Origin of the sequence: uncultured Kriegella sp. (genome assembly GCF_963975415.1) — a bacterium.
Classification (GTDB): domain Bacteria; phylum Bacteroidota; class Bacteroidia; order Flavobacteriales; family Flavobacteriaceae; genus Kriegella.
Map to the genome: position 1 here is coordinate 148807 of NZ_CAXBGN010000008.1, position 17164 is coordinate 165970.

Genomic DNA, 17164 nt, shown 5'->3' on the forward strand with positions numbered 1-17164 from the left:
GAATACTATCGGAAAAAAATAAAAAAAGTAGTTTAATTCTTATAAATTGTAATGAGATGTGATCTAATAAAAGGTTCATGTAACTTATGTAAAGTTACTATTTATTAAATAGTTATAAGGGTACTCGGTTATAGAGACAAACATTGGTTGATTATGTCGCCTATGGTTTTGCTTTCGGTTTGTCTTCTTAATATTTATTTGTCGCTGTTCTGCTTAATATGTTGTAATAACAGAGCAGTTTTACATTCTTCCTATTATCTTTGCAGCTGTTTAAAAAAAATCGAATCAACGGCTATTTAGGTATTATCGCTTTTTGATTCTTACATCTTTTGATTATGAAAGCAGGTATTGTAGGGTTGCCCAATGTTGGTAAATCAACACTTTTTAATTGTTTATCCAATGCAAAGGCACAAAGCGCCAATTTTCCGTTTTGCACAATAGAGCCTAATATAGGTGTGGTCAATGTACCTGACTATAGGTTGGAGAAACTTGAAGAACTGGTTACTCCTGAAAGAGTTTTACCCGCAACGGTAGAGATTGTTGATATTGCCGGGTTGGTTAAAGGTGCCAGTAAAGGGGAGGGGCTAGGCAATCAGTTTTTAGGCAATATTCGTGAAACCGACGCAATTCTTCATGTACTTCGTTGCTTTGATAACGATAATATTGTTCATGTCGATGGCTCAGTCGACCCTATTCGTGATAAGGAAACAATTGATATGGAACTGCAGTTGAAAGACTTGGAAACTGTTGAAAAGAAACTGGAAAAGGTAAAACGGGCGGCAAAAACAGGAAATAAGGAGGCTCAAAAAGAGGAAGCCGTTCTTTTGAAATTAAAAGGCGGCCTAGAGTCTGGAATTTCGGTACGTGCAATCGAAATTGAGAAAGATGCCAGAAATGAATTTGTAAAACCCTTACAATTTATCACAGATAAACCGGTAATGTATGTTTGCAATGTGGATGAGGAATCTGCTGTATCAGGAAACGAATACGTTGACAAGGTAAAAGTTGCAGTCGAAAGTGAAAATGCTGAAGTTGTAGTTCTAGCTGTTGGTACCGAAGCCGATATTACCGAGTTGGATACTTATGAAGAACGGCAAATGTTTCTTGAGGATTTAGGGTTGGACGAACCTGGTTCTGCTAAATTGATTCGTGGGGCTTATAAACTATTGAATCTTGAAACTTACTTTACGGCAGGGGTGAAAGAGGTGCGTGCTTGGACTATACCTGTGGGTGCTACTGCGCCTCAAGCGGCCGGTGTTATTCATACCGATTTTGAAAAAGGTTTTATACGGGCAGAAGTTATTTCATATGTCGATTATACTGAATATGGGAGTGAGGCAAAGGTAAAGGAGGCCGGAAAGATGCGTGTCGAAGGCAAAGATTACGTCGTCAAAGATGGTGATGTTATGCACTTCAGGTTCAATGTGTAATATAGGCGCTTGTTTGTATTATGGATTCGCCTCAATTACCCCAGTAGAATTTGTTTTGCTTGGCCCCAGATTTTCAGCTGTGGGAGATTCGTAAGTACTAAGAAGTTATATTTAGTTTCTCGAAAATACCGGCGAACTCAGATTTTAGCTTATGGTCGTCAATAGGTTTGTGAATGATATGGATAGGCTTGGTTTTTTTAGCTCTTTCCAAGGTAGATTCATCTGAATTCCCTGTAATAAATATAACAGGTATTTTATATTTTTCGTAAATTATCTGGGAGGTTTCAATGCCATCTCTGCTCCCTGAAATACCTATATCTAAGAGTATTAAATTTGGTTTGTTCGCTTCTATAAAATCAAGTGCATCTTCACTATTATCGACAGTATTTGCAACCTCATGACCCATATCCGTTATGATACTTTCTAAAAACATTTGAATAATAAAATTATCTTCAATAATCAAAACTTTTAATTGCATTGGCCTACGATGTTTGCTCAATTTCTTGAAAGGTTATAATATAGTGGGTTCCTTGTTTAGAGTTATCTTTTTCAATATTGCCCCTGAGCTGCAATGCCAATTTGTGAATCAGCTTCAATCCGAGCGATACCGTATTTCTAAAATTGATATCATCGGGAAAACCTGCACCATTGTCTCCTATGCGTAATATAAAATTTGGATATTTCAATTTCCTGACTTCTATTGAAATAATTCCTTCTCCATTTTCGAATCCATATTTCAACGAGTTGGTAACTATTTCGTTGATAAGAAGCCCGAGTGGTATCGAGGTGTCGATATTTAAAAATAAATCATCTGCATCAATTCTGTGCTCAATTTGATTTTTTGAGCCCTTCATAGATGTAATCAATGTGCCGACCAATTGATGAAGATATTCCCCATAATTAATTCGGCTAAGGTCACTATTTTTATAGAGCATTTCATGAACTATGGCCATTGAATTAATACGGTATTGACCGTATCTAAAAAGCCCTTTAACTTGGTCATCTTCAATAAAACTTGATTGAAGGCTTAATAAACTGGTGATTATCTGCAAGTTGTTTTTGACTCTATGATGTATTTCCTTTAATAACGTATTTCTTTCCAACAAGCGAAGTTCCGAGGTTTCGTTAAGGGCGGTGATGTACTTGTTTTTTTGATAAAGTGAATATATAATGATGAGGAAAACCAGAATGCTTAACGTTAAAATCGCTGCGGTTTTGAATATTGAAAACTTATAATTGTTATAATCACTGTCAATTGCTGAAAAATCGGGCTTTGTATAAATTGTCCAGTTATGGGCTCCATCAAAATTTACTGATTTGGATAAATATACTGGATTGCCTTTATCGTTTACTTCAGTCAAATCTGTTTTTGAAGTCGAAAATTGAACTTCATCATCATGATAAAACACTTCGTTATCGGCATTGAGTAGGCCAATATCTAAATCGCTGAAGTTTTTGAGCCAATTATTGACGTTAAAATTTAAACCAACGATTCCTTTCAGATTATCTTCAGAAAAAACTGGCGTGAAAAATCGAATTGTGGGTCTATAGGGTACTTCGACTTTGCCGTTTTCGACATTGAAATCGAGACTCGAAATAAAAACCTCCCCAGATGCCAATTTTATTGTTTCTTTAAAATAGTAGCGCTCTCCTTTATGCTGTAATTGGCTATCTGGTAAAATAGTGATGCTGTCATTTCTGTTATCGACCCTAATAACTTCTTTCCCATTGAGGTCAATATACCTAGCTTGAAAATAGTTGTCCTCTATTTCCAGAAATCGTAAAAACTTTAAGGCGGAGAGATTCGTCGGTTGCTTTGTTTTGAAATCAAGTTCAATCAGGTCCTTAATAAACAAAATGTCTTTCTTGCTTATGTTATAGAGCTTGTGAAGCCGATCTTCACCATCGGTTAACCGATTGTTGGCCTTTATGTTCGCAACAAGTGTAATGTTTTTATGATAGGTTTTAATACGCTCAAAAGCGTTGTACCAGAGTAATATTGTGGAAATCAAAAATATGGCACTTGCCGTAATTGTTATTCTTTTGCCCATCTAATCGTTTAGGATAACTCTTTTTATCTATTTCGAATATTCCTGTCCACTATTCGAATTCTATTCTTTAAAAATAGAAGAGTTTCAAAGTTAATATATTGTAAGTTAATTACTACCAAAAAAATAACATAATTATTGGTATATTTTGAAAAAATGGAGGAATTCATACGATAATTCGTTTTTTTTTCAAGACTGAATAAAGTCTTGGTTGTTAAAAAAAAATGTACATGGGCATTGTAATTCGTTTGAAATTGTAACATTCATCTTTTTCAAAAATTAGAACTTGTCAATATGTCAATTCATATTTCTGAAAAACGGGTCGGGGTTCTCTTTGCTATTTTGGGGGTTGTTTTATTCTCAACAAAGGCTGTAATGGTAAAAATCGCCTATGGCTATGGAGTCGACCACCTAAGCCTGCTTTTGTTTCGGATGATTTTTGCGGTGCCAGTGTATGTGATTATCGCCTTTTGGAAGAAGCCTTTAAACCCGAAACAGATTCAAAGAAAAGACTTTCTTTGGCTTGTCTTTTTTGGAGTAGTGGGGTATTACTTAGCTAGTTTGTTTGATTTCATGGGGTTACAACATATCAAGGCCGGACTCGAACGTATTATTTTGTTTGTCTACCCGACTATTGTAGTTCTCTTGTCTTGGGTAGTTTTTAAGAAAAAGATTACAAAGACCCAAGCTGTGGCCATTGCTATTACATATATCGGAGTTATCGTCATCTTCTCGAACGAAATGGGAGTGAACAGCGGGCAAAAAGTACTTTGGGGCGGTTTTTTAGTCTTCCTAAGCGCCATAACATATGCAGCATATTTAGTGGGGAGCGGATGGTTGATTCCAAAATTTGGGGTAATGCAATTTACCTCCTATGCGATGATCGTCTCGACCTTTTGTGTTGTTGTTCACTACTTGTTGGTTAGTGACCTTGATATTTTTCGGTTTTCATGGGAAGTTTACCTTTTAGGTTGCGCCATGGCCTTTTTTGCAACATTGCTACCTTCGTTTTTGGTCTCTGCGGCAATTGAGCGTTTGGGTGCATCCACTTTTTCTATATTCGGAAGCCTTGGTCCAGTATCGACCATTATTCTCGCCTATCTATTTATTGGTGAACAAATCACATTAATTCAATTATTTGGTATGCTTGTCGTTATTGGGGGGGTTGCATTTGTTTCAAAAAAATAACTTTGTTTTGTAGACTAGGGTGTCAGAAAAAAAGGTTTTCTTTACCTAAGAAGATAGTTTTGGGTTTGTTTGGCTATCAGCAAACCCCTTATTTTAACTTTGTTAATTACTTTCCTTATCGCACATTTTGATTATTGCATTAGAATTTTATATTAGCAGAAGTAAACCCTAATTGTATGGCAGAATCGCAATATACCGAAGATAATATTCGGTCGCTTGATTGGAAAGAACACATTCGTTTGCGCCCGGGAATGTATATTGGAAAATTGGGCGACGGTTCTTCGGCCGATGATGGTATTTATATCCTTTTAAAAGAAACTATAGACAACTGTATTGACGAATTCGTCATGGGGGCCGGAAAAACTATAGAAATTTCCATCCAAGGGGAAAGGGTCATCGTTCGTGATTACGGTCGTGGCATTCCATTGGGTAAAGTTGTTGATGTAGTTTCAAAAATGAACACAGGGGGCAAGTACGATTCACGTGCCTTTAAGAAATCTGTAGGTCTGAATGGCGTTGGTACCAAAGCTGTCAATGCGCTATCTAGTTATTTCAGGGTCGAAAGTACCCGTGAGGGCAAATCAAAATCGGCAGAGTTTGAAATCGGTGAATTAAAGGATGAGGAACTTTTAGAGGAAACCACACGGAGACGTGGTACCAAGGTTACTTTTATTCCCGACGAAACTATATTTAAAAAGTATAAGTTCAGAAACGAGTATGTCGAGCGCATGCTTAAAAATTATGTATACTTAAACCCAGGGTTAAGTATTCTTTTTAATGGGGAAAGATTTTATTCTGAAAACGGATTGAAAGATTTGTTAGAGGATAATAATAACAAGGATGATATGCTCTACCCTGTAATTCATTTGAAAGGGGAAGATATCGAAGTGGCCATTACCCATAGTAAAACACAATATAGTGAAGAATACCATTCGTTCGTAAATGGCCAGCATACCACTCATGGTGGTACCCACCAGTCGGCCTTTAGGGAAGCATTGGTGAAAACAGTGCGCGACTTTTACGGAAAGAATTATGATGCTTCAGATATTCGTAAGTCGGTCATATCGGCAATTTCCATTAAGGTGATGGAGCCTGTGTTCGAAAGTCAGACGAAAACCAAGTTGGGGTCAACCGATATGGGGGGTGATTTTCCTACCGTACGCACATATATTAATGATTTCATCGGGAAGTATCTTGACAATTATTTGCATAAAAATCCTGAAACTGCCGATAAATTACAGCGTAAAATCATGATGGCCGAAAAGGAGCGGAAAGAGCTTTCGGGCATAAGGAAATTGGCCCGTGATCGCGCAAAAAAGGCCAACTTGCATAACAAGAAGTTACGTGATTGTAGAGTCCATTTAGGCGATATGAAGCACGACCGAAGGCTAGAAAGTACCTTATTTATTACTGAGGGTGATTCGGCTTCAGGTTCGATAACAAAATCACGGGACGTAAATACCCAGGCAGTTTTTAGTCTGCGTGGAAAACCTTTGAATTCGTACGGTATGTCTAAAAAAATCGTATACGAAAATGAGGAATTCAATTTGCTTCAAGCGGCCCTCAATATTGAAGAATCGATGGAAGATCTTCGGTATAATAATATTGTTATCGCTACCGATGCCGATGTTGATGGTATGCATATTCGATTGTTGTTGATTACTTTCTTTCTCCAGTTTTTTCCTGAGCTAATAAAGGAGAACCATTTGTATATTCTGCAAACCCCTTTGTTTCGTGTGCGCAACAAGAAAGAAACGATATATTGTTATAGCGAGGATGAGCGAAGAGATGCTATCGGAAAGCTTTCGGGAAAACCAGAAATAACGCGTTTTAAGGGGTTGGGGGAAATATCTCCGGATGAATTCAAACACTTTATTGGAGGTGATATTCGATTGGAGCCAGTGATGCTCGATAAAGCCATGTCGATAGAAGAATTATTGAATTTCTATATGGGTAAAAATACACCGGATCGGCAAGAGTTTATTATTAACAATCTTAAAGTAGAGATTGATTTAATAGAAAATAATTAATTATAAACCAAACTAATACGAATTCTTCTTTATGGAAGATAATGAAGAACTGAACAATTTACAGAACGAAAACACCGACGATTCCAACGAGGCGCTTACCCGCATTTCAGGAATGTACAAAGATTGGTTTTTAGATTATGCTTCCTACGTTATTTTGGAGCGGGCGGTACCCGCTATCGAAGATGGCTTTAAGCCAGTACAGCGCAGAATTATGCATTCCCTCAAAGATCTCGATGATGGTAGGTATAATAAAGTTGCAAATGTGGTAGGGCATACCATGCAGTATCACCCCCACGGTGATGCGAGTATTGCCGACGCAATGGTGCAAATTGGCCAAAAAGATCTATTGATAGATACACAGGGGAACTGGGGTAATATTTTGACCGGGGATCGTGCTGCGGCTTCGAGGTATATTGAAGCACGACTTTCAAAATTTGCCCTTGAGGTAGTTTTTAGCCCTAAGATAACAGAGTGGCAGTCGTCTTATGACGGGCGAAAGAAGGAGCCGGTAAACCTGCCAGTGAAATTTCCATTGTTATTGGCTCAGGGAGCCGAAGGTATTGCAGTAGGACTTTCCACAAAAATACTTCCACATAACTTTGTCGAACTGATTGAGGCCTCGATTAAACATTTGAAAGGCCAACGTTTTAAGTTGTTCCCTGATTTTCCAACAGCTGGTATTATCGACATAGCCAACTATAACGATGGCCTTCGAGGTGGTAAGGTTCGGGTGCGTGCTAAAATTTCACAGTATGATAAAAGTACCCTGGTAATTAATGAAATACCCTACGGTACAAATACCTCTACTTTAATAGACTCCATCCTAAAAGCTAATGACAAAGGAAAGATAAAAATTAAAAAAATTGAGGATAATACGGCGGCGGAGGTTGAAATTCTGGTGCATCTTCCAAATGGTATATCGCCTGATAAAACCATCGATGCCTTGTATGCTTTCACCTCATGTGAATCGTCAATTTCGCCCTTAGGGTGTATTATTGAGGATAATAAACCCCTTTTTATCGGGGTTACCGAAATGTTACAACGATCCACCGATGCCACGGTAGAGTTACTGAAACAAGAGCTTGAAATTCAATTGGCGGAACTTGAAGAACAGTGGCATTTCGCTTCATTGGAACGTATATTTATAGAAAATCGCATCTATCGAGATATAGAAGAAGAAGAAACTTGGGATGGGGTCATAAAAGCTATTGATAAGGGACTTAAGCCTTATACCGAACATCTGAGAAGAGCGGTAACCGAAGAAGATATAGTGCGATTAACTGAAATTCGCATCAAAAGAATTTCAAAATTTGATTTGGGCAAGGCTCAAGAAAATTTAGATAACCTCGAAAGAAAAATAGCTGAAGTAAAGCATCATTTGGCAAACTTGGTGGATTTTGCCATCGACTATTTCAAAAATCTTAAAGAGACCTATGGAAGAGGTCGGGAGCGCAAATCTGAAATTAGGGTTTTTGATGATATCGAGGCTACCAAAGTGGTGATACGAAACACAAAACTTTATGTAAACCGTGAAGAAGGCTTTGTGGGCACATCGCTTCGTCGTGATGAATATGTTACCGATTGCAGTGACATCGATGATATCATTGTCTTTACGAAAGATGGGCACATGATGGTTACTAAGGTTGATGCGAAGACCTTTGTAGGAAAGAATATTCTTTATGTGGCCGTGTTCAAGAAAAAAGATAAACGTACCATCTATAATATGATTTATAAAGATGGAAAAGGAGGGCCTACACATATCAAACGTTTCGCTGTTACTAGTATAACGAGAGACAGGGCTTATGAACTGGGTACAGGAAAAGCGGGTACCGATGTACTGTATTTCTCGGCAAACCCCAACGGGGAAGCCGAGGTCGTGACGGTAAATCTTCGCCAAGTGGGGAGTATAAAAAAATTGAAATGGGATATTGATTTTGCCGATGTGCTTATCAAGGGAAGAGCATCGAAAGGAAACATTGTTACGAAGTATTCGGTAAAACGAATTGAATTGAAAGAAAAAGGGTTGTCTACTTTAAAACCTCGAAAATTGTGGTTTGATGATACTGTACAACGATTGAATATAGATGGCAGGGGTGAACTTTTAGGGGAATTCACCAGTGAAGACCGTCTGTTGGTCATAAATCCGAACGGTACGGTTAAAACCCTTATCCCAGAACTGACTCTTCGTTTTGATGATGAGATGATAGTGTTGGAAAAATGGGTGCCGAAAAAGCCGCTAACGGCCATATATTGGGAAGGGGATAAGGAACTATTTTATGTGAAACGCTTTTTGGTCGATAATCCTGATAAGGAAGAAAATATTATTACCGATCATCCGAAGTCTTATTTAGAAGCTGTTTTTACCGATTATCGACCGCGAGCCGAAGTGGTCTATGCTAAAAAAAGAGGGCAGGATAGAAAGGAGAATTTAGAATTGGATCTAGAAGAGTTTATTTCTGTAAAGGGCATTGGTGCCATGGGCAATCAACTGACCAAAGAAAAAGTGCTTGAAATTAACGCCATGGAACCCTTGCCTTATGAATTGCCGGAAGTTCCTAAAACAGAGGATATTGAAGTGGTTGAGGAAGAAAATATAACTTCCGATAAGAATACTGAAGCATCGAATCATAACACGAATCAGGCCAGATCAAGTGCAGCCGGAGATGAAGAAGGTGACGAAGAAGGTGACGGCGAAGGGCAGACAACCTTATTTTAACCAAATGAAAAACTTCTTTCAAGAATTTAAGAAATTTGCAGTCAAGGGTAATATGGTCGACATGGCCATTGGTATAATTATTGGTACCGCTTTTAATAATGTGGTGAATGTTTTGGTTAAAAAGGTAGTTATGCCCCCTTTGTCGTTAATGACCGATGATGTGCACTTTACCAATTGGAAGTTGATTTTGAGAGCGGCGCATGGCGATGTCGTTGAAGTTGCAATTGGCTATGGAGAATTGATAGAGGTATTGATTGATTTCATAATAATCGCATTGACTATTTTTGTAGTCTTGAAATTTATGAATCGATTTAGGAATAAGGCGGAGAATCCGGATAATCTCGAAGTAGAAACTCCAAAGAATATTGAACTTCTTTCAAATATGGAGAAATTGATGAAAGAACAAAATGAACTTATTAAAAAGAAATGGCAGTAAATACCGTTCATCGATCGAAAACATAGTCATTAAGGTTAAAATTGGCCCAATTGAACGACAATTGCTTATTTAGCCGTTAATATTGCTATCTTTAACCAAATTTTTTTACTCGAAATGGATCTTACCAACCCCTTGGTGTACGGCGTACCCTGTTTTATAGCATTTATCTTATTGGAAATCACCTATAGCAAGACCCATGGGGATGATCATTTGTATGTCTGGAAAGACTTATTCGCAAGTGGGTTCATGGGAGTCGGTTCTGCTATTATCGGACCTTTGTTCAAGGTGATTTTTGCTATTGTTTTGTTTGATTACACCTATGAATTGTTCAACCCTATGGTTGATGGTGTTCGTACCAATATAATGGGGTATGAGTCTTTTAGTTATGCTTGGTACGTTTGGTTGCTCTGTCAGCTTGCTGATGACTTTACGTATTACTGGTTTCATCGTGCGAACCATGAAGTACGTATTTTATGGGCTGCTCACATTGTACACCATTCGTCAGATAACTTTAATTTAGGTACGGCGGTTCGCAATGGTTGGTTTACGATTTTATATAAGCCTTTGTTTTATATGTGGATGCCGGCCTTAGGCTTCCCACCGGAAATGGTCGTGGTGTGTTTAGGTATAGAGGCGTTATGGCAATTTCAACTACATTCTGTATATGTCCCTAAGATGGGGTGGATCGAAAAAGTTTTCAATACACATACCATGCACCAAGTACACCATGCGCAAAATGTGGAATATTTAGATAAGAACCATGGGGGGTTTTTAAATATTTTCGATAAAATTTTCGGAACTTGGAAAGAGTTGGATGATGATATTGACGTAAAATACGGAGTCATCCATTCACCCGATTCCTATAATCCCATTGTTATTCTAACCCATGAATTTAAGGATATTTGGAAGGATGTAAAAAAGGTTAAAAAGTTTTCTCACAAGCTGATGTATATTTTTGGGCCTCCAGGATGGAGCCATGATGGCTCAACAATGACGGTAAAGCAACAGCAGCGTTTATACCGTGAACAGAAACTAAAGAATCCTGAAATGGCCTATAGCAGGCCGAATTGATTTTCCGGTTAGTGGCAAATCCAATCCTGGTTATTGTGTAAGAGGTGAAATAATCTGTTTTTTTTGATGAATAGGTTTCAGGTCACTTTTTGCCCGTAAAGACTGCACACGACTTTTCTACATTTTAGCATGCTTCCTTAAAATTGTATTTGATAATGGTTGTCATCGTAAGGTTGTGGTGTGGTAATTTTAATTTTATGCTTTTTCGAATCGTAGCTCCAACATTCTGAATCGAGATCTTTATTTGAAAAGCGTATTGTTTTCGGAGGTTTTTCGGAATGAATTCTCAGAATATGTGAAATTTTTGCTCCCTCAAGAAACACTTGTAATTCCTGTTCCTTACGCTCGTAAGTAATCTTGGTTTCTTCCTTTGTTCTAGGGTCATAGTAGACAAAACTATTCTGCTGGTCAGGGTATATTAAAACAGTGATGAAACCCTCGGAATCTTCTTTTCCTAAGCCCGTGTAATCCCTTTTGACGTCTAAAGGAACAATAGCTCCCTCCCGTACATATACCGGAAACTCTTCCAAAGGAAATTCCTTATTAAAAACTTGTGGACCATAAAGCAGTTTTTCATCATCAAAAAAATAGCGCCACTTTCCGTCGGGTAAATTGACTTCCCGGTTTTTTGAGTCGACATAAATGGGAGCAATTAGAAAGTCGTCACCGAACATATAATGATACTTGCCGTTTTTTAGCGGTACTTGCAATCTTCGCCCTCCTTTGTGTGCGCGTATCACATAATGATACATGTATGGTACGAATTCTGTGTGTAGCCAAGCGTATTTCCGTATAATTTCCAATTCTTGTGAAGTTCTTTTCCAAAGTCGTCTTTCCCCATGACCCCCATTAAGAAATAGACCACAGAACGTTGAAAACTGGGCCCAACGAATGTACAGTCGCGGCGGAATTTCTTTTCCAGAAAATCCGGCAATATCCGATCCAATGATATTATACCCTAACTTTGCACTCTTTAAAATGCTCTTTATGGCCGATTCAAACCCTTGAACGCCTTCAAGGGCAATATCTTTTTGTTCAATGTCTTGTTTTTTGATCATATCGTTTGTGACCCATTCATGTGTTTGGTCACCTACCCAATTCACAGGTGATGCGTCGATCGGGGCAAAGCCCTCAGGGTGATACCACCGATCAATTGACCTGGAAAGGGTGACAAATTCTGGATTTTGCGTTAGTCCGTGTCGATATTCTTGACGATAATAAAGATCCATATAGGTTCTTGTTGTCATCAACCCGTTAGATGTTTTCTTATAGAAAAAAGGCACACTTCCGATTTTGTGCATAAAAAGGGTAGCGGTGCCATCTAGTTTCCATCCGTCGATTCCAAGGTCGAAAACTCTTTGTTGAAGGCCGTTCCACCATTTCATGGCTTCAAGGTTGCTATAATCAATAAATCCACCTTTTCCCTTCCACCAAGAATCAGGTTTCTTCGCTTTGGCTAAATAACCGTTGCCCATGGCCTCATCGTACCAATCTTTATCTTCTTCAATATGGGTGTCTTTATTAGAACTATTTATCATGGAGGTCATCCAGAGCACTACACGATAATCATTCTTTTCAAGGTTTTTGAACCAACTATCAGGACTTTTATAGCGAATGGTATCAATTTCAAAATCATTGTAGCGCAATGACCAAGGGCTGTCTAATAGAATGGTACGCACAGGTATGTCGTGTTCGCGATATCCAAGAAGCAATTCATCAACATAATCGGAGGTATTCACATCGTCTTCCCAAAGCCAACATTCCAGGGCCCAAGCTGGAGTGAGCGGAGGGTTTCCTTGGCGCTGCGCGTTGAAAGGCATACCCCAAAATGGCAAGAACCAGTAGAAATATACAATTATTGAAAACGGTATTAATAACCAAAACGTTACTTTTAATACCTTCTTAATCATTGTTTTAGTTGTATTTTTTTGTTATGAGAAGTTCTAAAATACCAAACCGAACCTGCATATAAGAAAAGTATGATGCCGATTGGCCCAAGTAGACGACTGTATTCGGAATATACATCGCTATAGCCGGCGACGGCGTTTCCTTGAACGTAGTAAATAATACAAAGAATTATAAGAAATAGAGAACTGATCAAGGCCGGCGTGGTAATATTTTTGAGTTTTTTAAAAAAAGCTTTTTTTCGATTTATAGTCAACCATAACGCAAGCAGCCAGAGTACCCATGATATGACCTGTAACCCGTTCAGTGTTCTGAAATAATTGATAAGGGTCAAAAATGGTCTAAAGAATAGGTTGGATTTAGCATAAAAGGGGCGATCCTTATACATAAGAATCTGCAGCTTTTGTTGCGGGCCATTTTTTAGAATATTTAAAATGGCTTTTTCTTTAGCATTGGCATCGAGATGTTGCCAATTGGGTATTTCGAAAGCATTGTAAAGCGAGCACACCCTGCCGTAGCCATGAAAATCCAATCCGCCGACCATCATAAGTTCGTTCACGGTACAGAACTCCCTTAGTTCTTGAAACAATGTTCTGTTGTAATAGAGATCTTTGCCTACATTCTCGATTTCAAAGCCATCGACACCCATTGTGGCATAAAATTCTTTATCCTTGCCTTTACCGTCGAACCAGTGGTTTATGAGTACGGCACCGCCATGGGCGTGTACGGCATCAATTACGGATTTATCATCCATGCCCTCAGTTTCAAAACTACCATCCAACCCCAATAAACTCATATGATTACTGCCAGAGTATTCTTGGCCGACCATGATCAGTGGATGTTCAGGAATTGTACCTTTTCTTTGTTTCTGTTCAAATTCAAGACTTTTTCTATGATGTGCATGATCTGTTATGAAGAATGCGTCAAAACCATTTCTCTTATGGAATTCCCACATTTTCTCTTGGGAGATCAATCCATCATGACTGAATTCGGTATGGGAATGTGTAGTTACCAGAACTGAATCCTTAGAATTATTTACAATGGTATTGTTCGGTAGGGGGATAAATAAAATAATAACAAAAATTGTAAAAGAAAGGCCAATCAACATGGGTAAATCGACCAAAATACTTAGAAGCCTGCTCTTTTTGCCTGACGGCTGCCTGAATGCCTTTATCATCGAGACAACACAATATAAAATAAGAATCCATAATAAGACCAGAGGAATTTCCGTCAAAGGATATAGTGTTCGATTAAGATAGAGTAGGGGCCCTAAGAATGGCTCAAATAAAATTCTGAAAAAATCTATGTGAACACCAAAGTCGGAATTTCTGTCGAGCGTAAGTACATCTTCGTAATAAATTGGATAATGAAAAAACAAAGCCAATAAAACAATGCTGGAAATGATTGTTCCAACAATGATTTTTTGAGTTCGGTATTTTTTCATTCATTATTTATTTATGACATATTCGAGTTTAAACAGGCGACTTATTATTACTATAATCGAATTTTTTCAAATAGCGCTTGATTTCTTTTCGATGTGCACTGTTCAAAGGGCTCAAAGGCAGGGCCATATAATCTTTGCAAATTCCCTTGAGTGATAAAACACATTTTATCGCCTGAATACTTTTCGTAGGGGAATCACCCAAGTTGTAAATTGTCTTATGTACGTAGAGCAATTGATTTCGTAAAAATGCGATTTTTTTTAGGTCACGGGACTGTGATGCCTCATATAAATCTACAAAAAGTTTCGGAAAGCAATTAGCTCCACCGGCAACAGCTCCGTGACCACCGTTTAGAATGGTATCTGTAAGAAAAAGTTCGGCCCCGGCGATGACTGAAAAGTCTGGTGAATCTTTAAATTCATCAATGAGTGCGTATAATAGAGACATATCACCGGAACTATCCTTAACACCTATTGCTCCTAATTCTTTGCCTTTTTTTACCGTTTCAACGGTTAGGTTTACCTTGGTGCAACTTGGTATATTGTACAAGAGAAAGGGTAAGGGTAGCACTGGGACCAATGCTTCCAAGTAATCGATCGTTTCTTGCTGTGTAATTTGGAAATAATATGGAGGGGCAACTACGAGGGCATCTACCCCCATTTCTTTAGCATAGTTCGCTATTTCTATGGTAGCCTTAAAGGAAGTATCAGTAATTCCGACCAATACGGGTATTCTATGATTTACTATCTCACAGGCCTCTTTGATCAATTGCTTTCTTAGGCTGTAATCAAGGCTAGGGCCTTCGCCATTCGTTCCAAGTAAAAAAATACCATGAACCCCACCTTCGATTACATGTTCGATAAGCAGTTTAAGCCCTTTGCTATCGAGCTCCTTATTTTCTAACAAAGGGGTAATCATTGGTGGGATAATACCTTTTAGAGGCAATTTCATAAGTGTTGGTGTGATTGATTATAGTAACAAATTAAGCTCAAAATCGAGCTTCATACCACTACAATATTGTATTAAATATATTATATTTTACCCCTTTATGTCGTATTGGTGAGTGCATTATGATTTTTGTTTTGGTCATATAATAAATAAAATAGGTCGCCTTAAAAAATCTTGTATCGCGGTTTTGGGATATAAGGAAAACATAGCGCTATTTAAAAAAAGAGACACTTAAAGTAAAGTGTCTCTTTTGGTGTTCGATTCATTCTTTATATGTTTAAGGCCTTAGTAAGGTTGATTGGTACCTTGCAATAGCCACATTTTTGACCAAGCGCTGTTGTTGGTGGTGTCTTCTCCTTTAAAAGGTGTTGTTTCTAACTTATTTATAGCGGCATCGGCATTAGCCGTGTTATTGTCGATTTCATCAATGTGGTAATAGAATCGCAGTGGTAAGGCTGCCCTTTTTGCCGTAGGTCCCGTTTGTAGGTCTGGAAGCCCTGTTCTTCGGTAATCGAACCATGACTGGGCCGCCGATGTCCAGCTGGCAATCCATTTTTGTTCAATGATATCTTCATAATCACCATAAGCCGCTGGACCAGAAATGTAAGTTGCATACGAATCTCCAACACCCCATGCATTTAAAGATTGTTGAATACCCTGGTTGTAATATTGCTCGGCCGAACCGGTCGCCCAGCCATTAAGTGCAGCCTCCGCCAAAATAAAATGTACCTCGGCAGCGGAAATGAGTCGCGATTTTAACAAGGGACCACTTGCCGCCTTATAGATATCATTTAATTGAGAAACGTGGGGGTTGTAAGACCCTTGGTTGAATTCTTTCTTTAAATTGTATGCTGGCCCTAGCGTTATGGCGGTTGGCAGTCCCACATATTCTTTGTCAAAATTTACCGGTTCGCCTACAATGGCCAAATGGTCGTCGACAAGTTTTTCCGAGACATGTCTTTCACCGGTGGTATCATCTATATAATCGGTATCATCAGGTGAACCGACATCTTCTACCAATGGAATCTCAATTTTATTGGCCCAAACAGCCAGTCTTGGGTCCTCTAACATTTGTAGGGCGTCTACCAGGGTAGCAGCCATTTTTATTCTAAAATAAGCACCTTGGGGACTGGTATCAAATTCTGTGTTACTAGGCCAAGAATCATTGGGGCTGGCGCCGACATAATCAACGTTTGCGTCATCTGTCGCATCTGTAATTAAAGGATATTGCTGTGGGTTGGATGCTATTCTTCGAATACCTTCAGCGGCCACTCCAGGTTCTTTGACCGATAAACGCATATAGTAGCGCAATGCCAGGGAATTTGCAAATTTACGCCATTGTGCGACGTTGCCCGCATATAAAATATCTTGTTGTGTCTGAATACTAAAATAAGCATCCTGACTTTTAGATAATAAAGTGTTGGCTCGAGAAAGGTCGGCAAAGATACCGGTGTAAATATCTTTTTGGTCATCGAAAACAGCATCGAAGAAATCGACGCCCTCGTCGGCTCTTAAGGCTCCCGAGTATGGGGCATCTCCCCATAAATCTGTAATCATACCGAATAGATAGGCTTTCATGACCAAGCCAACGCCCAAGTGAAAATCCAAGTTATCAGTTTCCGCTTTTTCAATCAGTGTCTTGTTATTGTTCAAAAGGCTATAATACCCGTTCCAACTGTGGGAATCGTTGCTCCAATCATAAGAGTTATGACCTCCTGACCATCCATCTTTTTGAGTGTGTTGCATAACCCCTGCCATATCGCCAAACCCAAGGCCGACGACATTCTTCGCCGTACCAGAAATCACCGTCGCCATTAAAAGGTTGGGGTCAACATTGTCGGAACCTATCTGGTTCGGGTTTTCATTCAAATCTTCTAAACCGTGGCATGAGATTAAGACGGTAAGCCCCAAAACCAATATGCCTATTTTATTTTTTAGTTGATACATGAC

General features: G+C 38.7%; 12 protein-coding genes. 6 read left to right on the forward strand and 6 right to left on the reverse strand.

The window, feature by feature from the left end:
• Window positions 1-335: 335 nt before the first annotated feature.
• Window positions 336-1430 (forward strand): redox-regulated ATPase YchF, encoded by a 1095-nt coding sequence (gene ychF, locus AACZ88_RS17135; RefSeq protein WP_339712783.1) that lies wholly within the window; start codon window positions 336-338, stop codon window positions 1428-1430.
• A 97-nt stretch (window positions 1431-1527) separates the two neighbouring features.
• On the opposite strand, the gene AACZ88_RS17140 is transcribed toward ychF, so the two are convergent.
• Both AACZ88_RS17140 and AACZ88_RS17145 read right to left on the reverse strand, forming a co-directional pair.
• Complete coding sequence (locus AACZ88_RS17140; protein ID WP_339712786.1) at window positions 1528-1908, reverse strand: response regulator; 381 nt, start codon at window positions 1906-1908, stop codon at window positions 1528-1530.
• Window positions 1909-1912: 4 nt separating this feature from the next.
• Window positions 1913-3481 carry a sensor histidine kinase gene (locus AACZ88_RS17145; protein ID WP_339712789.1) on the reverse strand — a complete coding sequence of 523 codons (1569 nt, stop codon included), beginning with the start codon at window positions 3479-3481 and terminating at the stop codon, window positions 1913-1915.
• 291 nt (window positions 3482-3772) lie between these two features.
• On the opposite strand from AACZ88_RS17145, the gene AACZ88_RS17150 reads away from it, so the two are divergent.
• The 5 genes from AACZ88_RS17150 to AACZ88_RS17170 all read left to right on the forward strand — a co-directional run bounded on the left by AACZ88_RS17150 (window position 3773) and on the right by AACZ88_RS17170 (window position 10919).
• Window positions 3773-4666: a DMT family transporter gene (locus AACZ88_RS17150; RefSeq protein ID WP_339712791.1), complete on the forward strand. Its 894-nt coding sequence runs from the start codon at window positions 3773-3775 to the stop codon at window positions 4664-4666.
• Window positions 4667-4842: 176 nt separating this feature from the next.
• Window positions 4843-6696, forward strand: coding sequence for a DNA topoisomerase IV subunit B (locus tag AACZ88_RS17155; protein WP_339712793.1), 1854 nt, complete (start codon window positions 4843-4845; stop codon window positions 6694-6696).
• A gap of 31 nt (window positions 6697-6727) precedes the next feature.
• Window positions 6728-9412 (forward strand): DNA gyrase/topoisomerase IV subunit A, encoded by a 2685-nt coding sequence (locus AACZ88_RS17160; protein WP_339712795.1) that lies wholly within the window; start codon window positions 6728-6730, stop codon window positions 9410-9412.
• A gap of 4 nt (window positions 9413-9416) precedes the next feature.
• Window positions 9417-9848: a large conductance mechanosensitive channel protein MscL gene (mscL, locus tag AACZ88_RS17165; RefSeq protein ID WP_339712797.1), complete on the forward strand. Its 432-nt coding sequence runs from the start codon at window positions 9417-9419 to the stop codon at window positions 9846-9848.
• 114 nt (window positions 9849-9962) lie between these two features.
• Window positions 9963-10919, forward strand: coding sequence for a sterol desaturase family protein (locus AACZ88_RS17170; protein WP_339712800.1), 957 nt, complete (start codon window positions 9963-9965; stop codon window positions 10917-10919).
• A 137-nt stretch (window positions 10920-11056) separates the two neighbouring features.
• On the opposite strand, the gene AACZ88_RS17175 is transcribed toward AACZ88_RS17170, so the two are convergent.
• The 4 genes from AACZ88_RS17175 to AACZ88_RS17190 form a co-directional block, all read right to left on the reverse strand.
• The gene (locus tag AACZ88_RS17175) at window positions 11057-12829 is read right to left on the reverse strand and encodes a TIM-barrel domain-containing protein (protein WP_339712802.1); all 1773 of its coding nucleotides are present in this window, start codon (window positions 12827-12829) and stop codon (window positions 11057-11059) included.
• Window positions 12826-14268 carry a PHP domain-containing protein gene (locus AACZ88_RS17180; RefSeq protein ID WP_339712804.1) on the reverse strand — a complete coding sequence of 481 codons (1443 nt, stop codon included), beginning with the start codon at window positions 14266-14268 and terminating at the stop codon, window positions 12826-12828. The genes AACZ88_RS17175 and AACZ88_RS17180 overlap by 4 nt, the downstream gene beginning before the upstream one ends.
• Before the next feature lie 28 nt (window positions 14269-14296).
• On the reverse strand, window positions 14297-15217 hold the full coding sequence (locus AACZ88_RS17185; protein WP_339712806.1) for a dihydrodipicolinate synthase family protein: 921 nt from the start codon (window positions 15215-15217) through the stop codon (window positions 14297-14299).
• Between the two features lie 282 nt (window positions 15218-15499).
• Entirely contained in the window at window positions 15500-17161 is a 1662-nt protein-coding gene (locus AACZ88_RS17190) for a SusD/RagB family nutrient-binding outer membrane lipoprotein (protein ID WP_339712808.1), read from the reverse strand.
• Window positions 17162-17164 lie beyond the last annotated feature (3 nt).

What these genes read in the sequence shown, in the direction of transcription:
- ychF (WP_339712783.1), top strand. Translation starts at nt 336, where the DNA reads ATGAAAGCAGGTATTGTAGGGTTGCCCAATGTTGGTAAATCAACACTT.
- AACZ88_RS17140 (WP_339712786.1), bottom strand. Translation starts at nt 1,908, where the DNA reads ATGCAATTAAAAGTTTTGATTATTGAAGATAATTTTATTATTCAAATG.
- AACZ88_RS17145 (WP_339712789.1), bottom strand. Translation starts at nt 3,481, where the DNA reads ATGGGCAAAAGAATAACAATTACGGCAAGTGCCATATTTTTGATTTCC.
- AACZ88_RS17150 (WP_339712791.1), top strand. Translation starts at nt 3,773, where the DNA reads ATGTCAATTCATATTTCTGAAAAACGGGTCGGGGTTCTCTTTGCTATT.
- AACZ88_RS17155 (WP_339712793.1), top strand. Translation starts at nt 4,843, where the DNA reads ATGGCAGAATCGCAATATACCGAAGATAATATTCGGTCGCTTGATTGG.
- AACZ88_RS17160 (WP_339712795.1), top strand. Translation starts at nt 6,728, where the DNA reads ATGGAAGATAATGAAGAACTGAACAATTTACAGAACGAAAACACCGAC.
- mscL (WP_339712797.1), top strand. Translation starts at nt 9,417, where the DNA reads ATGAAAAACTTCTTTCAAGAATTTAAGAAATTTGCAGTCAAGGGTAAT.
- AACZ88_RS17170 (WP_339712800.1), top strand. Translation starts at nt 9,963, where the DNA reads ATGGATCTTACCAACCCCTTGGTGTACGGCGTACCCTGTTTTATAGCA.
- AACZ88_RS17175 (WP_339712802.1), bottom strand. Translation starts at nt 12,829, where the DNA reads ATGATTAAGAAGGTATTAAAAGTAACGTTTTGGTTATTAATACCGTTT.
- AACZ88_RS17180 (WP_339712804.1), bottom strand. Translation starts at nt 14,268, where the DNA reads ATGAAAAAATACCGAACTCAAAAAATCATTGTTGGAACAATCATTTCC.
- AACZ88_RS17185 (WP_339712806.1), bottom strand. Translation starts at nt 15,217, where the DNA reads ATGAAATTGCCTCTAAAAGGTATTATCCCACCAATGATTACCCCTTTG.
- AACZ88_RS17190 (WP_339712808.1), bottom strand. Translation starts at nt 17,161, where the DNA reads ATGTATCAACTAAAAAATAAAATAGGCATATTGGTTTTGGGGCTTACC.